This window comes from Pseudomonas sp. D1-36, from assembly GCF_051132205.1.
In the GTDB taxonomy this organism is placed as follows: Bacteria; Pseudomonadota; Gammaproteobacteria; order Pseudomonadales; family Pseudomonadaceae; genus Aquipseudomonas.
Map to the genome: position 1 here is coordinate 2,808,761 of NZ_CP071674.1, position 15,944 is coordinate 2,824,704.

Here is a 15,944-nt window from a genome sequence, read left to right on the forward strand (position 1 = left end):
CGGGATGCTTTAGGCTCAACGTATCCCATGACAATAACAACAGGCTTACCGATGAGCCCCCCTGAAAAAATGAGCCTCAGCCCGCTGCGCAAGTTCGTTTCCCCTGAAATCATGTTCGGCGCAGGATGTCGGCACAACGTCGGCAACTACGCCAAGACCTTCGGCGCGCGCAAGGTGTTGGTGGTGACTGATCCCGGGGTCATCGCCGCCGGTTGGGTCGGCGATGTCGAAGCCAGCCTGCAAGCCCAGGGCATCGATTACTGCCTCTACAGCGACGTCTCGCCCAACCCACGGGTCGAGGAAGTGATGCTCGGTGCCGAGACGTACCGCGAGAACCATTGCGACGTCATCGTCGCGGTCGGTGGCGGCAGCCCCATGGACTGTGGCAAGGCGATCGGGATCGTGGTTGCCCATGGCCGCAGCATCCTTGAATTCGAAGGCGTGGATACGCTGCACGTGCCCAGCCCGCCGCTGATCCTCATTCCCACCACCGCCGGCACCTCGGCCGACGTCTCGCAGTTCGTCATCATTTCCAACCAGCAGGAACGCATGAAATTTTCCATCGTCAGCAAGGCGGCGGTGCCGGACGTGTCGCTGATCGACCCGGAAACCACCCTGAGCATGGACCCGTTCCTGTCCGCCTGTACCGGTATCGACGCCCTGGTGCACGCCATCGAGGCGTTCGTCTCCACGGGCCACGGGCCGCTGACCGATCCCCATGCCCTGGAGGCAATGCGGCTGATCAACAACAACCTGGTGCAGATGATCGCCAACCCGGCGGACGTCGCCCTGCGGGAGAAGATCATGCTCGGCAGCATGCAGGCCGGGTTGGCATTTTCCAATGCGATCCTCGGCGCCGTGCATGCGATGTCCCACAGCTTGGGTGGCTTCCTCGATCTGCCCCATGGGTTGTGCAACGCAGTGTTGGTGGAACATGTGGTGGCGTTCAACTACACCTCGGCACCGGAGCGTTTCAAAGTGATTGCCGAGACCCTGGGCATCGATTGCCGGGGCCTCAACCATCGGCATATCCGCACCCGGTTGGTGGAGCACCTGATCGCCCTCAAGCACACCATCGGCTTCCATGAAACCCTCGGACTGCATGGCGTCAGCACGTCGGACATTCCATTCTTGTCGCAACATGCGATGGACGATCCGTGCATCCTCACCAACCCTCGAGAGTCGAGCCAGCGGGATGTCGAGGTCGTCTATGGCGAAGCCCTCTGAGGAGCAGCAAAAAGCCCTGGCAGGCTTGCTGGGGCTGGGCAACCACTCGACACGCAAAAGCCACTACCCTGAACTGGCGGCGCGCCTCGATGAGCTGGAGCAGGCCCGACGGCACCTGCAACAGCTCAATGATCAACTGGAACAACGGGTGGCCGAACGCACCGATGCGTTGCTGGAGGCCAATCACAACCTGCAGCAGCAAATTGCCCAGCGCGAACTGGTCGAGCAACAGCTGCGAGATGCCCGGGACGCCGCCCAGGCGGCCAACCGCAGCAAGGACAAATACCTGGCCGCCGCCAGCCATGACCTGCTGCAACCACTCAACGCCGCGCGCTTGCTGATTGCGACGTTGCGCGAGCGGCAACTGCCCGCCCCGGAACACGTACTGGTGGAGCGGACCCACCAGGCGCTCGAAGGCGCCGAGGATTTGCTCACTGACCTGCTGGACATCTCCCGCCTGGATCAAGCTGCTGTCAGGCCGGACCTGGCGCCTTATCGAGTGGATGAGCTACTCGCGCCGCTGGTGTCCGAGTTCCAATCGGTGGCCGGTGCCGCGGGCCTGGAATTGCGCGTGCGGTTTGCCGATGACGCGGTACTGACGGATCTGCGATTGATCACTCGCATCCTGCGCAACCTGCTCAGCAACGCCTGCCGATACACCGACCAGGGCGGCATCCTGCTGGCGGCTCGGCGTCGGGGAGGGCGGTTGCGTCTGGAAGTCTGGGACACGGGGCGAGGCATTGCCGCCGATTGCCTGGAGTCGATCTTCCTGGAGTTCAACCAACTGGACGTCGGTCGTGCGGCGGATCGCAAGGGCGTGGGCCTGGGACTGGCGATCGTCGAACGCATTGCCCATATCCTCGGTTATCGGGTGCAGGTGCGTTCGCGGCCGGGACGCGGCTCGGTGTTCAGCATCGACGTGCCGCTGTCGGCCGAGCGGCCGCTGCCCATGTCCCAGGTCCCGGTCCAGCCAGTGGCGGGCAATCCGCTGCCGGGTCGAAGGCTGTTGGTCATCGATAACGAAGTGAGCATTCTGCAAAGCATGGCGGCGCTGCTGGAACAGTGGGGTTGTGAAGTGCTGACCGCCACCGATCAAGCCGCTGCCCTCGACGTTCTGCGGGGCCGTGCCCCGGAACTGATCCTGGCGGATTTCCACCTTGATCATGGTGTGGTCGGCTGCGAGGTGGTCAGGCATCTGCGCGAGCATTTCCAGCGGGCGATTCCCGCCGTGATCATCACTGCCGACCGCAGCGACCAATGCCGCCGCACCTTGCGCAAACTGAACGCGCCGCTGCTGAACAAACCGGTCAAGCCTGGAAAGTTGCGGGCGGTGTTGAGCCAGTTGCTCGCATAGGCCGCCGTACACAGAGCCCCGTGGCCGCTGGGTCAACGGAAATGATGGGGCTGACAAGCCGCTTTGGCGAGCAGGCTCGCTCCCACAAGAACGAGGCATTTGCAGGTATTCGTGTTATGTTATCCGATTTCATTTGGCAGGTGTTCTCATCTGCCTTGTCCGGACCACGACCGCCCGAGTACCGCCATGAGTCTATCCCCAAGCGCGACAAGCCCAGCCGCTGTCATCGCGCCGACCCTTGCATCCACCACCGCAACAGCCGCCACACGCTTGCTCGCCATCGACGCCCTGAGGGGATTCGTCATGTTGTTGATGCTGGTGGACCATGTGCGCGAAACGTTTCTTCTGCATCGTCAGGTCACTGATCCGATCGATGCCCTGAGCGTGACCCCGGACCTGTTTTTCACCCGTTTGCTCAGCACGCTGTGCGCGCCGGTGTTCATCTTCCTTACCGGTTTGTCGGCATGGCTCTACAGCCAGAAACACACCGCCGGCCAGACCTCGGTGTTCCTGCTCAAGCGCGGTCTGTTTCTGGTGTTTCTGGAACTGACGTTCGTGTGTTTCGCGTGGAACGCCGAGTTTCCGCCGAAGACGCTGTGGTTGCAGGTGATCTGGTGCATCGGGATCTGCATGATCGTCCTGGCGGCGCTGCTGCATTTCAAGCGCAGCTGGCTGATTGTGCTTGGGGTCGCCATCGTCGCTGGGCACAACCTGCTGGACGGTATCGTGCTCGGGCCGGATTCACCGTTTTTCGTGCCGTGGTCGATTCTTCACCAGCGGGCGTTCATCGACATCACCGAGTTCACCCGGGCCCGCACCACCTATCCGGTGCTGCCATGGATCGGCGTGATCCTGCTGGGTTGGGGTATCGGGCCATGGTTCGCCAAGGACGTGGAGCCCGCCGTGCGCCTGCGGCGGTTGTTCATGGTCGGCCTTGGCTTATTGATCGCCTTCGCGTTGATCCGCTATGTCAATGTCTACGGTGATAAACCCTGGGTCCAGACCGGTGATGGGTTGCGCACATTCATGAGTTTCATGAGTGCGACGAAATATCCGCCGTCGTTGATGTTTCTCATGCCGACGCTGGGGCTGGGCTTGATCCTGCTGGCCCTGTTCGAAAAAGCCCAGGAGCGGGGGAGCATCGCGAAACTGGCGATCTACGGCGGCGCGCCGATGTTTTTCTACTTGCTGCACCTCTACGTGCTGAAGGCCATGTACCTGGTTGCGGTCGCCTTGTGGGGAACCAACCAGGGCGCGTATTTCGGCTTCGATCACTTGCCAATGGTCTGGTTGTGGAGCGTTATGCTGGCCGTCGTGCTGTTTTTTCCAACACGTTGGTTCGCCGCCTTGAAACAACGCCGTCGCGATATCTCGCTCCTCAAGTACCTCTGATTTGGCGAAACCGCGATATTTGCGGGACGCAACCGAGCCATTAAAACGCCGCCATTTGGTCGGCGTTTTTGCCTGGAATGTAAAAATACGCTTCGGTCTGTTTGGTTCATTCTGTAAACTCCCCCCGCTGCGACAATCGGGCACGGCCACGCCGGGCCCGATCCAGACCGTTTTGCAGTGTCCCTCACCCAGCTGAAGCCAAGACCTACAAGAAGTCAGCGCCGGAGAGACATAAATGTGAGGCCGATATGCTCGGCCCCTGTAGGTCCATCCTCCAGTCCACTCGATACCCGCCCGCCGGCCTTGCCGCAATGGGGTGTGGTTGATGCTTGAACGAAATCGGAGGACGGAATGGCGTTCCATCCTAGGGATACACACATGTTGAAGAAAACACACACGGCGCTATTGGGCCTGGCGATGGCGATGGGTCTTGCGACCACGCACGCCGCCGAGCCGAAAAAAGTGGATGTCTTGCTCATTGGTGGCGGCATCATGAGTTCGACCCTCGGCGTCTGGCTCAATGAGCTGGAGCCGGGCTGGACCATGGAAATGATCGAGCGCCTGGACGGTGTTGCCGAAGAAAGCTCCAACGGCTGGAACAACGCCGGTACCGGTCACTCCGCGCTGGCCGAGCTGAACTACACGCCGGAAGACAAGAACGGTAAGGTCGAGATCGTCAAGGCCATCGAGATCAACGAAGCGTTCCAGATCTCCCGTCAGTTCTGGTCCTGGCAGGTCAAGAACGGTGTGCTGAAGAACCCGCGCTCGTTCATCAACTCCACGCCGCACATGAGCTTCGTCTGGGGTGATGACAACATCGCGTTCCTGAAGAAGCGCTACGACGCGCTCCAGGCCAGCCCGCTGTTCGCCGGCATGCAGTACTCCGAGGATCCGGCGCAGATCAGCAAATGGGTTCCGCTGATGATGCAAGGGCGTGACCCGAGCCAGAAAGTCGCGGCCACCTGGAGTCCGCTGGGTACCGACGTGAACTTCGGCGAAATCACCCGTCAGTTCGCAGCTCACCTGCAATCCAAGCCGAACTTCTCCCTCAAGCTTTCCAGCGAAGTGGAAGACATCACCCGCAACGAAGACGGCACCTGGCGCGTTTCGTACAAGAACCTCAAAGACGGGACCGAAACCGAGACCGACGCCAAGTTCGTGTTCATCGGTGCCGGTGGCGGCGCGCTGCACCTGCTGCAGAAGGCTGACATTCCAGAAGCCCGTGAATACGCCGGTTTCCCGGTGGGTGGTTCGTTCCTTGTGACCGAAAACCCGACCATCGCTCAGCTGCACCTGGCCAAGGCCTACGGCAAGGCTTCGGTTGGCGCGCCGCCGATGTCGGTGCCGCACCTGGACACCCGCGTGCTTGATGGCAAGCGCGTGATCCTGTTTGGCCCGTTCGCGACGTTCTCCACCAAGTTCCTGAAGAACGGTTCGTACTTTGACCTGCTGACCAGCACCACGACCCACAACGTGTGGCCGATGACCAAGGTCGGTATCGAACAGTACCCGCTGGTGGAATACCTCGCCGGTCAGCTGATGCTGTCGGACGAAGACCGCTTCAATGCTCTGAAAGAGTATTTCCCGGACGCCAAGCAGGAAGACTGGCGCCTGTGGCAAGCCGGCCAGCGCGTGCAGATCATCAAGCGTGACGAAGAGAAGGGCGGCGTGCTGAAACTCGGCACTGAAGTCGTCGCTTCCCAGGACAGCAGCATCGCCGGCCTGCTGGGCGCCTCGCCAGGTGCCTCGACCGCTGCGCCGATCATGCTGACCGTGCTTGAAAAAGTCTTCAAGGACAAAGTCGCCACCCCGGCCTGGCAGGAAAAACTGCGCCAGATCGTACCGAGCTACGGCACCAAGCTGAACGAAAGCCCTGAGCGTGTTGCGCAGGAATGGGCCTACACCAGCGAAGTGCTGCAACTGGACCCGCCACCGGCTATCGGCAAGGCTGGCACCGTTGTAGCTCCGGCCCAGCCGGCTGCTGCCCGGGAATCCAATCCAGCGGCTGACATGGCGCTGTAAACCGGACGCTGTCTGGTCAGGTACAAAAACGCCGCTCATTGAGCGGCGTTTTTTTATGTGCGTGCGCCAGGAATCAGAGGTGACGCTCGACCTTGGGCTCGTCCCGAAACCGCGTATCAAAATCCTCCGCCAACTGGGCCAACGTGATACTGCCCAGACGCTCAAGCAACAACGCCTGGGCCTCATCGAACGCATCCGTCAGCGCCGCATTCACCGCTTGTTCAACCAGGCATTGCGGATGATCAGTGGACAGGCCGATGGCGAAAATCGACGTGCTGCCCAACGCCTGATGAATGTCCAGCAGCGTCATCTCCGCCAACGGTTTAGCCAGGCTCCATCCACCGCGATGGCCTTTCTCCGAAGTGACGTAACCCCGTTCCTTGAGCAACGCCATGGTTCGGCGTACCACGACCGGGTTGGTACCCAGCATCTGGGCGAGGGTGTCGGAGGTCGCCGATTGCTGGTGGCGATCCATATGAATCAAGACGTGCAGCATGCGTGATAGGCGGGTGTCGTTTCTCATGGGCGGGTCCGAAGGTAAATCTGCGCGGAGTATCGCCTGTAATGGCAAAAGTTACGAGACCATTGACAGGCGCTTTTCAAGAAACATACGATGTTTCGAGAAATCCCACGCCTTCGAAAAATGGAGATCGCCCCATGGAACACGACATCATCATCGCTGGCGGCAGCTACGCCGGCCTGTCCGCTGGCCTCCAATTGGCCCGCGCCCGTCAAAAGGTGCTGGTAATCGACGCCGACCAGCGTCGCAACCGGTTTGCAGCGACTTCCCATGGTTTCCTAGGACAGGACGGCCGCGCCCCGGATGACATTGCCAGTGACGCCCGTGCCCAACTCATGGCTTACCCGACCGTGGAATGGCTGTCGGATAGCGCGATCCACGCCACCCGCGACGCGGACGGCTTCGTCGTCGAGACGGCCCGTGGACAACGCTACAGTGCCAAACGCCTGTTGCTCGCCACCGGCGTGATCGATGAGTTGCCCGATGTGCCAGGATTGAGGGAGCGTTGGGGAAAAAACGTTTTCCATTGCCCGTACTGTCATGGCTATGAATTGGAGCAGAGGCCGATTGGTGTGCTGGCGACGTCGCCGATGTCGCTGCACCATGCCTTGATGCTGCCCGACTGGGGCCCGACGACGTTTTTCACCAATGGTGTGTTCGAGCCTGACCGTGAGCAACAGGACAGCCTGGCGCAACGCGGTGTGACCGTGATGCCGGAACGTGTCGAACGTATTGAAGGCGATCGGGCCAATGTGGTGTTGGCGGGCGGGCGAGTGATCGCCATTGAAGGCCTGTTTGTCTTGCCGCATACCCGCGTTGCCAGTTCCCTCGCCAGATCCCTGGGTTGCAACTTTGAAGAAGGCCCGCTCGGGGCGTTCATCCAGGCCGACCCGATGACCCGGGAAACCAGCATTCCCGGGGTGTTTGCTTGTGGCGACGCGGCGATTCCGTTCGGCTCGGTCGCGCTGGCCGTTGGTGATGGGGTGAGGGCGGGCTCCGGGGTGCATCGGTCGTTGATCTTCCAGACCCACCCTTGAAGCTCAGACCTGTACCGCGCCGGTTGCCACGGCGAAAGCGAGCATCACCAGGCTGACGCCCCAGGCCCAGAAAAACGTATAGGCCATGTGCTTGCGCAGTTCGACGCCGGACAGCGCAAGCGCCAGGTAGACGCTGGGCACCACCGGGCTGATGGAGAACCCGGTGTTCTCGCCGATCAACATGGCCCGGGCGACCGCTTCGAGGGGAACGCCGGCCGCGGCGGCCACGTCCCTGATCACCGGTAGCAGGGCGAAATAATAGGCGTCCGGCGAAAAAATCATGCCCAGGGGCACGCCGAAGAAGCCGACGATCACGTGCAGGTATTGGGCAGAACCCGCAGGCAGGATATCGATCAGCGCCAAGGCCATGCCGTCGGACATCTTCGCGCCGGAGAGCACGCCCAGCAGGACGGCGGCAGCCATCATCACCAGGACCATCTGCAGTGCATCGGATGCATGAGCCTTGAGGCGTTCGGCCTGGGCGTCCAGGGATGGGAAATTCAGCGGCAGGGCGATGCCCAGTCCCACCATGAAACACGCATACAAAGGGAAAATACCGGTGAACAGGCACACCAGAATGCCACCGGTCAGGGCCACGTTCAGCCAGTAGCGCGGCTCCCGGGGAGAAAGACTGAATTCGCGATCCTGGGTTTGCAGACCATCTACATCACACGTTGCGGCCGCCCCCAGCGACATCGGTTGGCGACGCTGCGCGCGCATACCCAATATCGTCGCCACCCCAAGCATGCACACCAGGCCCACCATCTGCACCGGCAGCAAGCCCAGCCACAGCTCGGTGGCGTCCAGGCCCGACACCGCGGCGGCGCGGGCGGTCGTGCCGCCCCAAGGCACCATATTGATGACGCCCGCCGTGGTGCCCACCAGACACAGCAACATCGCCGGGCTCATGTTCAAGCGTTTGTACAACGGCAGTAGCGCCGGGATGGTCAGTAGGAACGTGGCGGCGCCCACGCCATCCAGGTGCACCACCGACGTCACCAATACGGTCACCAACGCCACAGCCAGGGGTTTGCCGCCCGTGCTGCGGATCAGCAGGTTGACCAGAGGATCGAACAACCCCCGGTCACGCATGATGCCAAAGAACAGGATGGCAAACAGGAAGAGCGCGGCAGTCGGCGCAACCGTGATCAGGCCCGCCTTGATGAATTCGCCGATCTGCCCGAGATTGAACCCCGCGAGCAGACAAACGATCACGGGGAGGGTGGTGAACGCCACCACCGGGCTGATCCTGCGCAGCAATATCAGTCCGATGATGGCAAGCATCATCAAAAAACCCAGGGTTGTAATCATGTTGCAGCCTCTCTTTTTATTCTTGTCGGATGGTTCGGGCGGGCGAAGGATCGATCAGTCTCGCGGGCCTGGCAGGTGCAGGGCCAACAGCAGATAGCTCAAGCTCTTGCCGTGGCGGTCCAGGCCGCAGCTGCGGTTCACGCCGCCCTCCAGGGCGTCTTCAAGGACAAAGTTCAATGCATTGAGGTTCGGCAGTTCATAGCGATGCACCATGGAAGGCCGCCGCGTGGCGAATTGCTCGGCCACCCGTTCGCAGGTCAGCTCCCGCAGCAACCAGGCGTAGTGGGCCGCGTCATGGGGAAACACCGCGATGCTGAGAATGTTGCCTTTGTCGCCGGCACGGGCGTGGGCAAAATCGGCGAGCGTGACGAGGTTCATCAGTACCACTCCAGGGTTGTATGGATTTCACCGCGCGGCAGCAGGAAACTGCGAGTGGTGACGGCCTCGACGAGGTGTCGCCGAACGCCACCGCCGCCGGCTGGCCCGTTGGTGTAGAGCGATTCCACCTCGGCCAACAGCACTTCGAGCAACGACCGGTCGGTGTGGGTCAGGCCGATGCGCACGCGCACATCTTCGAGGGCTGGTGCCTGGGCGAGTTGCTTTTGCAGATAGCGACCGCCCTGGTCGTTGAACAGGCTGGCGACGCCGGAAAGATCGATCCAGGGCTGTACGCCTGGCGCCAACCGGTCGAAACGCTCCAGCAGGATTTCTCGCGCCAACGCCGCACGCGCCACGGCGCCGGGGCCGGCATAGGATATTTCCGCCTCGCCGAACCAGAGGCCACGCACGCCCGCCAATCCTTTGAGCGTGTCAGGACGCGGATGGCCGAGCAGGCCGCTGATCTCCACACGGTCGTCGCCCAGGTCCTGCACGCGTGCTTCGCCCAGATCCAGTACAACATCCGGCGTCAGGTAGCGGCGAGGGTCGTGGACTTCGTAAAGAAGCTGCTCCTTCACGGTCTGCTCGCTGACCCGGCCGCCGCTGTGGCGGGTCTTGCCCAGGATCAAGCGGCCGTCCTCGTGGATTTCGGCGATCGGACAACCGAGATTGACCGGGTCTGGAATGTCTTTCATCCCGGGATGAGCAAAATAACCGCCGGTGACCTGGGTACAGCACTCCAACAGATGGCCGGCCGCCGTGGCGACGGCGATTTTCTGCCAATCGTCGGCGCTCCAACCCAACCCATGACGAATCGCGCCTACCGCCAGCGAAGGGTCGGCGACACGGCCACAAAGAACGATGCCGGCACCGTCGGTCAACGCCTGGACGATACCGTCGGCGCCGGTGTAGACGTTCACGGAGACAGGCTGTTGAGTATCGGACGACAGCCATCGCTCATAGCGCGGCGGTGTTTCTTCAAGCAGGTCGTCGCCGAGCACGCAGGCAATTTTCAGCCCAGGGAAACGACCGGCCAATGCTCCGCGCAGTCGCTGGGCGGCCGCCCTCGGGTTGGCGGCGCCGCCGTTGGTGATGATCGGAATCCCGGCTTCGATGCAAAGGTCCAGCATGGGCTCAAGAAAATCGAACAACCGGGCGGAATAACCGGCCTGTGGATCGAGGCGCTTGCGCAGTTGCGCTTCGGCCAGGGTCCGCTCCGCCAGCAGCTCGAGCATGATGTACCGCTGGCCGCTGCGTTGTGCCAGGTCCTGGGCCAGTCGCAGGGCCGCGTCAGGCCGGTCATTGGCGAAACCGGCGCCACACCCGACGAGAATTGTTTTTGTCATGTCCGTTTTCCACTGAAGGGTGGCCCCATAGTGGAGAGGCTGGATTGTTCTGTGAATTTTAAAGGTAGAATCAATTGATCCAATAATTTTATGAGCGGGCCATGAACGTATCCTTCCGCCAGCTGCGTGCGTTTATCCTGATCGCTGAAACGTCCAGCTTTACCCGCACCGCCGAACAGCTGCACCTGTCCCAGCCGGCGCTGAGCTACAGCATCCGCAAACTCGAAGAGAGCATGGGCCTGCAATTGCTCGCGCGAAACACCCGCAGCGTCGAGCTGACCCCGGCCGGCGAGCATTTCCTGCCCCAGGCCCGGCGCATGCTTCGGGACATGGACGATGCCGTGCGCGACGCCCGCGACACCCTCAGCTTGAGCCGGGGCACGCTCAGGCTCGCAGCGTTGCCGACCGCTGCCGCGTCGTTCCTGCCGGTGGTCATCGCTTCTTTCCAGCGTGAGCATCCGGGCGTGAACGTGCATCTGCTGGATGGCCGAGCGGGGGAAATCATGGGCTGGGTGCAGCGTGGCGAGGTGGATGCCGGCATCAGTTCACTGCCGGACGACCTGTCTGGCTTGAGCTTCGAGCGCCTGTTGGATGACAACCTTGTGCTGCTGAGCCACAAGGATCATCAACGCGATTGGACGCAGCAGCCTTATATCGCCCTGACGCCGGACACCAGTATCCGGCCGTTGGCTGACGCTGCGTTGCGTTACCTGAATGTCGATCCGTTGCCCGCCTGGGAAGTGGCGCATATGAGCACCGCCACGGCCTTGGTGCGGGAAGGGCTGGGATTTTCGCTGTTGCCGGCCAGTTGTACGGCGGTGTTCAACATCGGCGAGCAATGCGCCGTCACCGCCATCGATCAACCGGCAAAACGTTCGATTGGCCTGCTGCAGCGCAAGCCAGTAGCCCCGTCACCGTCGTTGAGCCAGTTCATGGGGCATGTGCGGCAGGTATTGCGGCTGGAATGAGGGCCGATGCGCGGCCTTCGCGAGCAGGCTCGCTTCCACAGGGGAAAACCGCAATCCATGTGGGAGCGAGCCCTGCTCGCGAAGGCGCAAGGTCGATCAATACAATTACTGAGTGCCAAACATCGCCGTCCAATAGATCCCCGCATCGCTCTTCGGGTCCACCGCATACCCGGCGCCCAGTTCGCGATATTGCGGATTCATCAGGTTGGCGCAGTGCCCCGGACTTGCCAGCCAGCCGTCCACTACCTTCAGCGCGGTGTCCTGGCCGGCGGCGATGTTTTCGCCGATGGCCTGGCCCAGGTAACCCGCCAATTCAGCGCGATCGCCCGGCATGCGTCCGTCACGGTCCTTGTGATCGAAGAAATTGTTGTTGGCCATGGCCCGGGTGTGATTGACAGCGGCCAGGGCTAGCGTGGCGTTCCAGGCCAGCGGCGTCGTGGCGCTGAACGCATCGGTGCCGCAGCGGCGCGGCTGTGCGCGGGCGCTATTGATCAGTTTGAGCAATTTCTGCCCTTCGGCCTGCCAATCACCCAGGCGCGCCGATAACAGCGGGCGGGCGAGCACGATGCGCCACTCACGGTCCAGGCGACTGACGCCGATATCGACAAATTGTGGGTCCAGCACAACTTGGCAGAAGCTTTCCTGTACAGCCTTCATTGCCGCTTGGGCGTCGCGCGGCCCGGACAGGCTGATGGCCTGCACATTGACCATCGGGTAGGCTGCTCGCGCCAACGCCTGTTGCAGATCGCCGATGCCATTGGCCGACAGGATCAACCGCGAATCCATCGCCAGCGGTGGCAATTCCAGGGACGCCTGGCCCGCGCAGCTTTGGGACTGGCTGCGGTAGAGGTTGATGGACTCGACCAGTTGCGTCTCCTCGGTGGCTGCGGCGCTGGTGGCAAACGCCAGTCCCAGCGACAGCGCGGCAAGACGCATGACGGAAAAAATGGCACGCATGTAAATCTCCCTTGAGCGGACGGCGCCTATGATGCGCAATTTTTGCCCCGCTGGGGCAACGGTATTCACGCTCTCTTGAAATCCCTTGCAACGGCACCGTTTGGTACCGTTTGGGACGATCCTCAAGTAGTCGGATCAATTTTCAGGCGATTAGGTCCATTTTCGTCGTCTCAAGGCCATAAAACTTCCAGCGCGTCAGCTCATCCAGTTGCCTCCGTCGACGTTGTAGGTCTGTGCCACTACGTATTCGCTTTCCGCCGACGCCAGGAAAATCGCCATGCCGACCAGGTCCTGGGCCGTGCCCATCCGGCCATACGGGACCTGTTGCCCGACCAGCCGCTTCTTTTCTCCCAACGGCAGGTTCTCACGGCGCGCGAACAGCGCGTCGACGCCGTCCCAATGTTCGCCGTCCACCACGCCAGGGGCGATGGCGTTGACGTTGATCCGGTGTTTGATCAAGTCCAGCCCGGCGGACTGGGTCAGGCTGATCACGGCAGCCTTGGAGGCACAATAGACCGCCACCAGGGCCTCGCCGCGCCGGCCGGCCTGGCTTGCCATGTTGATGATCTTGCCGCCGTGGCCCTGGCTGATCATCTGCCGAGCGGCGGCCTGCAAGGTGAACAAGGTGCCAGCGACATTGATGGAAAACAGCCGCTCGTAGCTTTGGCGCGTGATTTCGACGACGGGCGCGAGGTCGAACAGGGCCGCGTTGTTGATCAGGATATCCAGCTTGCCCGCACGGGCCACGACTGCGTCGATGGCGCCATCGATTGACGCCTGGTCAGTCACGTCCATCTTGACCGCAAAGGCGCTGTCGCCCAGTTCAGTGGCGGTGGCTTTGGCACGCTCGAGGTCGATATCGGCAATCGCCACCGTCGCGCCTTCGTTGATATAGGCCTGGGCAAACGTGCGCCCGATGCCGCGGGCGGCGCCGGTCACCAGGGCGCTTTTTCCTTCCAGTCGTTTCATGGGGAGGTCCTGTCATTGTTAGGGGCAGGCCGATTACAGCAGCGCGGGCGGAAGCCGACAAACGCCAGTGGGGCTGAAAACTGATACTTTTTTAACGCGATCGACTACCCCAGCGCCCGTGTTAAAAAAGTATCGGTGCGCGGTCGCGACGAGGCTGGCGACGCCCTAGGCACTCGGCGTAAGGTGCCCGCAATAACGAGAAAGAGGCGCGACATGCCTGACCACCGAACGCTGCTGTACGATCACCGGCCTGCCGAGCTGGAAGTCATCCTGACCGAGCCCGAGCACAGTTTTCGCTGGTACGAGCACGACTATCCCTATCCGCTGGCACGCTGGAACCATCATCCGGAGTTTGAAATCCACCTGATCCGCCAGGGCAGCGGCAGATTGCTGGTCGGTGACTACATGGGCCCTTTCGGGCCAGGCCATGTGGCGATGATCGGGCCGGATTTGCCTCACGACTGGATCGGCGATGTCGCACCCGGGGAGCAGTTGGTCGGGCGCGACGTGGTGTTGCAGTTCGACGGTGCCACGCTGTTGTCGTTGCGCCGGACCTTACCTGAACTGGGGGATCTGCAGCGATTGTTCGAGCGGGCCAGACGTGGCCTGGCCTTTAGCGGCGGCACTGCGCGCCGTGCCGCGCAACTGCTCGAAGCGATCGGCCCGGCCAGGGGGCTGGCGCGACTGGCGCTGTTTCTCGAACTGCTCGACACCCTTGGCCATGCCGGCGACGGCGAGGCCTCATGCCTGGCCAGTCCTTGCTATGCGCCGGTCCTTGACGCGCGCAGCTCGGAGCGCATCCAAAAAGCGTTCGAATACCTGCAAGCTGAACTCACGGGCGACCTGCGCGTGTCAGAGATCGCCCAGCAACTGGGCATGAGCGAGCCCGGGTTCTCTCGGTTCTTCAAACGCATCACCGGGCACGGGTTCATCGACCTGACGCGCAAGCTCCGGGTCCAGCGCGCCTGCCGGTTGCTGTCGCAGAGCGAAATGGCGGTGACCGACATCTGTTTTGAAGTCGGTTACAACAACCTGTCCAACTTCAATCGGCACTTTCGCGTCGAGATGAACCAGACGCCCAGCGAGTATCGCCACAGCCTCGAGGCAGGCTCGCCACATCCCGTCACGCAATCGCATTCGACAGACCGCACCTGAATCTGCGTTCATGGCCGGTGTCGAAAATCATGAGCCGGCAATCAAGCCGGTTCGCCTATAGACAGTGCTCCGGTCATGCAAGAAAACACCTACGACCTGCTGGAAGTCGCCAACGGCAAGCCCATCAAGCTCTGGACCCAGAGCGTCCCGGTGGAGCCCGAGGCCCGACAGCAATTGATGAACACCGCGAAGATGCCGTTTATCTTCAAGCACTTGGCGGTGATGCCCGATGTCCACCTCGGCAAGGGCTCGACCATAGGCAGCGTGATCCCGACCGTGGGGGCAATCATTCCCGCTGCGGTGGGGGTGGACATCGGTTGCGGCATGATTGCGGCCCGTACTTCACTGGATGCCGCCGATCTGCCCGACAACCTCCACGCCCTGCGTAGCGCCATTGAAAAAGCCGTGCCCCATGGCCGCAGCCTCAGCCATGGCGGGCGCGACAAAGGCGCCTGGAGCAACGTCCCACGGCACGCGGACCAGGCGTGGTCCGCGCTGGCCGCGCGGTTCAAGGCGATTACCGACAAATACCCGAAGCTGGCCCGCACCAACAATCGCCAGCACCTCGGGACCCTGGGCAGCGGTAATCATTTCATCGAGGTGTGCCTGGATGAGGCCAATCGGGTCTGGCTCATGTTGCACAGTGGCTCCCGGGGCGTGGGCAACGCCATCGGCAACCTGTTCATCCAGCTGGCCCAGGCCGATATGCGCCAACACCTCGCCAATCTGCCGGATCGAGACCTGGCCTATTTTGAAGAAGGCAGCCGGCATTTCGATGACTACGTCGAAGCGGTGGGCTGGGCTCAGGATTTCGCCCGGCAGAACCGGGCGTTGATGATGGACGCCGTGATACAGGCCACGCGACAGGTGATCAGCAAACCGTTCGAAGTGGCTTTGGAAGCGGTGAACTGCCATCACAACTATGTGCAGAGGGAGCGACACTTCGGACGCGAGGTGCTGGTGACCCGCAAAGGCGCGGTATCGGCGCAAAAAGGCGAACTGGGCATCATTCCCGGCTCGATGGGCGCCAAAAGTTTCATCGTCCGGGGCCTGGGCAACGAGCAATCGTTCTGTTCGTGCAGCCACGGGGCCGGTCGGGTCATGAGCCGCACCGAAGCGAAAAAGCGTTTCACCGTCGACGACCAAGTGCGCGCCACCGCCCATGTAGAGTGCCGCAAGGACGTCGCCGTGATAGATGAAATCCCCATGGCTTACAAAGACATAGAAAAGGTAATGCATGCACAACGTGAACTTGTCGAAGTGCTGCATACACTGCGTCAAGTGGTGTGCGTCAAGGGTTAGCGGAGC

Annotated in this window: 14 protein-coding genes; 8 read left to right on the forward strand and 6 right to left on the reverse strand. The window is 61.8% G+C overall.

The genetic code is table 11. The features are described 5' to 3' along the window. The first annotated feature begins 69 nt into the window (after nucleotides 1-69). The 4 genes from ercA to mqo all read left to right on the forward strand — a co-directional run bounded on the left by ercA (nucleotide 70) and on the right by mqo (nucleotide 5,995). The gene (ercA, locus tag J3P76_RS12505) at nucleotides 70-1,227 is read left to right on the forward strand and encodes an alcohol dehydrogenase-like regulatory protein ErcA (RefSeq protein ID WP_434702037.1); all 1,158 of its coding nucleotides are present in this window, start codon (nucleotides 70-72) and stop codon (nucleotides 1,225-1,227) included. Further along, nucleotides 1,211-2,581: an ATP-binding response regulator gene (locus tag J3P76_RS12510; protein ID WP_434676514.1), complete on the forward strand. Its 1,371-nt coding sequence runs from the start codon at nucleotides 1,211-1,213 to the stop codon at nucleotides 2,579-2,581. The genes ercA and J3P76_RS12510 overlap by 17 nt, the downstream gene beginning before the upstream one ends. 186 nt (nucleotides 2,582-2,767) lie before the next feature. After that, nucleotides 2,768-3,973, forward strand: coding sequence for a DUF1624 domain-containing protein (locus J3P76_RS12515; RefSeq protein ID WP_434558872.1), 1,206 nt, complete (start codon nucleotides 2,768-2,770; stop codon nucleotides 3,971-3,973). Nucleotides 3,974-4,351: 378 nt separating this feature from the next. Continuing rightward, nucleotides 4,352-5,995, forward strand: a complete 1,644-nt coding sequence (mqo, locus tag J3P76_RS12520; RefSeq protein WP_434647452.1) for a malate dehydrogenase (quinone) — start codon at nucleotides 4,352-4,354, stop codon at nucleotides 5,993-5,995. 73 nt (nucleotides 5,996-6,068) lie between these two features. Here the strand turns inward: mqo and J3P76_RS12525 are convergent, their stop codons facing one another. Further along, complete coding sequence (locus J3P76_RS12525; protein WP_434605773.1) at nucleotides 6,069-6,518, reverse strand: Rrf2 family transcriptional regulator; 450 nt, start codon at nucleotides 6,516-6,518, stop codon at nucleotides 6,069-6,071. 134 nt (nucleotides 6,519-6,652) lie between these two features. Between J3P76_RS12525 and J3P76_RS12530 the strand changes: the two genes are divergently transcribed. After that, nucleotides 6,653-7,552, forward strand: coding sequence for an NAD(P)/FAD-dependent oxidoreductase (locus J3P76_RS12530; RefSeq protein WP_434702013.1), 900 nt, complete (start codon nucleotides 6,653-6,655; stop codon nucleotides 7,550-7,552). 3 nt (nucleotides 7,553-7,555) lie between these two features. Here the strand turns inward: J3P76_RS12530 and J3P76_RS12535 are convergent, their stop codons facing one another. Genes J3P76_RS12535 through J3P76_RS12545 form a run of 3 tightly spaced genes read right to left on the reverse strand, consistent with a single transcriptional unit; the run spans nucleotide 7,556 to nucleotide 10,587 of the window. After that, nucleotides 7,556-8,863, reverse strand: a complete 1,308-nt coding sequence (locus tag J3P76_RS12535; RefSeq protein ID WP_434647449.1) for a CitMHS family transporter — start codon at nucleotides 8,861-8,863, stop codon at nucleotides 7,556-7,558. 54 nt (nucleotides 8,864-8,917) lie between these two features. Next, nucleotides 8,918-9,241, reverse strand: coding sequence for an AtuA-related protein (locus J3P76_RS12540; RefSeq protein ID WP_434647447.1), 324 nt, complete (start codon nucleotides 9,239-9,241; stop codon nucleotides 8,918-8,920). Next, complete coding sequence (locus J3P76_RS12545) at nucleotides 9,241-10,587, reverse strand: acyclic terpene utilization AtuA family protein (RefSeq protein ID WP_420763903.1); 1,347 nt, start codon at nucleotides 10,585-10,587, stop codon at nucleotides 9,241-9,243. Before J3P76_RS12545 ends, J3P76_RS12540 begins: the two co-directional genes overlap by 1 nt. 101 nt (nucleotides 10,588-10,688) lie before the next feature. On the opposite strand from J3P76_RS12545, the gene J3P76_RS12550 reads away from it, so the two are divergent. Continuing rightward, nucleotides 10,689-11,555, forward strand: coding sequence for a LysR family transcriptional regulator (locus J3P76_RS12550; protein ID WP_434647443.1), 867 nt, complete (start codon nucleotides 10,689-10,691; stop codon nucleotides 11,553-11,555). A 105-nt stretch (nucleotides 11,556-11,660) separates the two neighbouring features. On the opposite strand, the gene J3P76_RS12555 is transcribed toward J3P76_RS12550, so the two are convergent. Beyond that, nucleotides 11,661-12,512 (reverse strand): CAP domain-containing protein, encoded by an 852-nt coding sequence (locus J3P76_RS12555; protein ID WP_420763905.1) that lies wholly within the window; start codon nucleotides 12,510-12,512, stop codon nucleotides 11,661-11,663. A gap of 195 nt (nucleotides 12,513-12,707) precedes the next feature. Further along, entirely contained in the window at nucleotides 12,708-13,481 is a 774-nt protein-coding gene (locus J3P76_RS12560) for an L-iditol 2-dehydrogenase (protein WP_434702014.1), read from the reverse strand. A gap of 213 nt (nucleotides 13,482-13,694) precedes the next feature. Here J3P76_RS12560 and J3P76_RS12565 point away from each other — a divergent pair, with 213 nt between their 5' ends. Together J3P76_RS12565 and J3P76_RS12570 are read left to right on the forward strand one after the other, a co-directional pair. Beyond that, complete coding sequence (locus J3P76_RS12565; protein ID WP_420763907.1) at nucleotides 13,695-14,636, forward strand: AraC family transcriptional regulator; 942 nt, start codon at nucleotides 13,695-13,697, stop codon at nucleotides 14,634-14,636. 75 nt (nucleotides 14,637-14,711) lie between these two features. Further along, on the forward strand, nucleotides 14,712-15,938 hold the full coding sequence (locus J3P76_RS12570) for an RtcB family protein (RefSeq protein WP_434605758.1): 1,227 nt from the start codon (nucleotides 14,712-14,714) through the stop codon (nucleotides 15,936-15,938). Nucleotides 15,939-15,944: the final 6 nt, after the last annotated feature.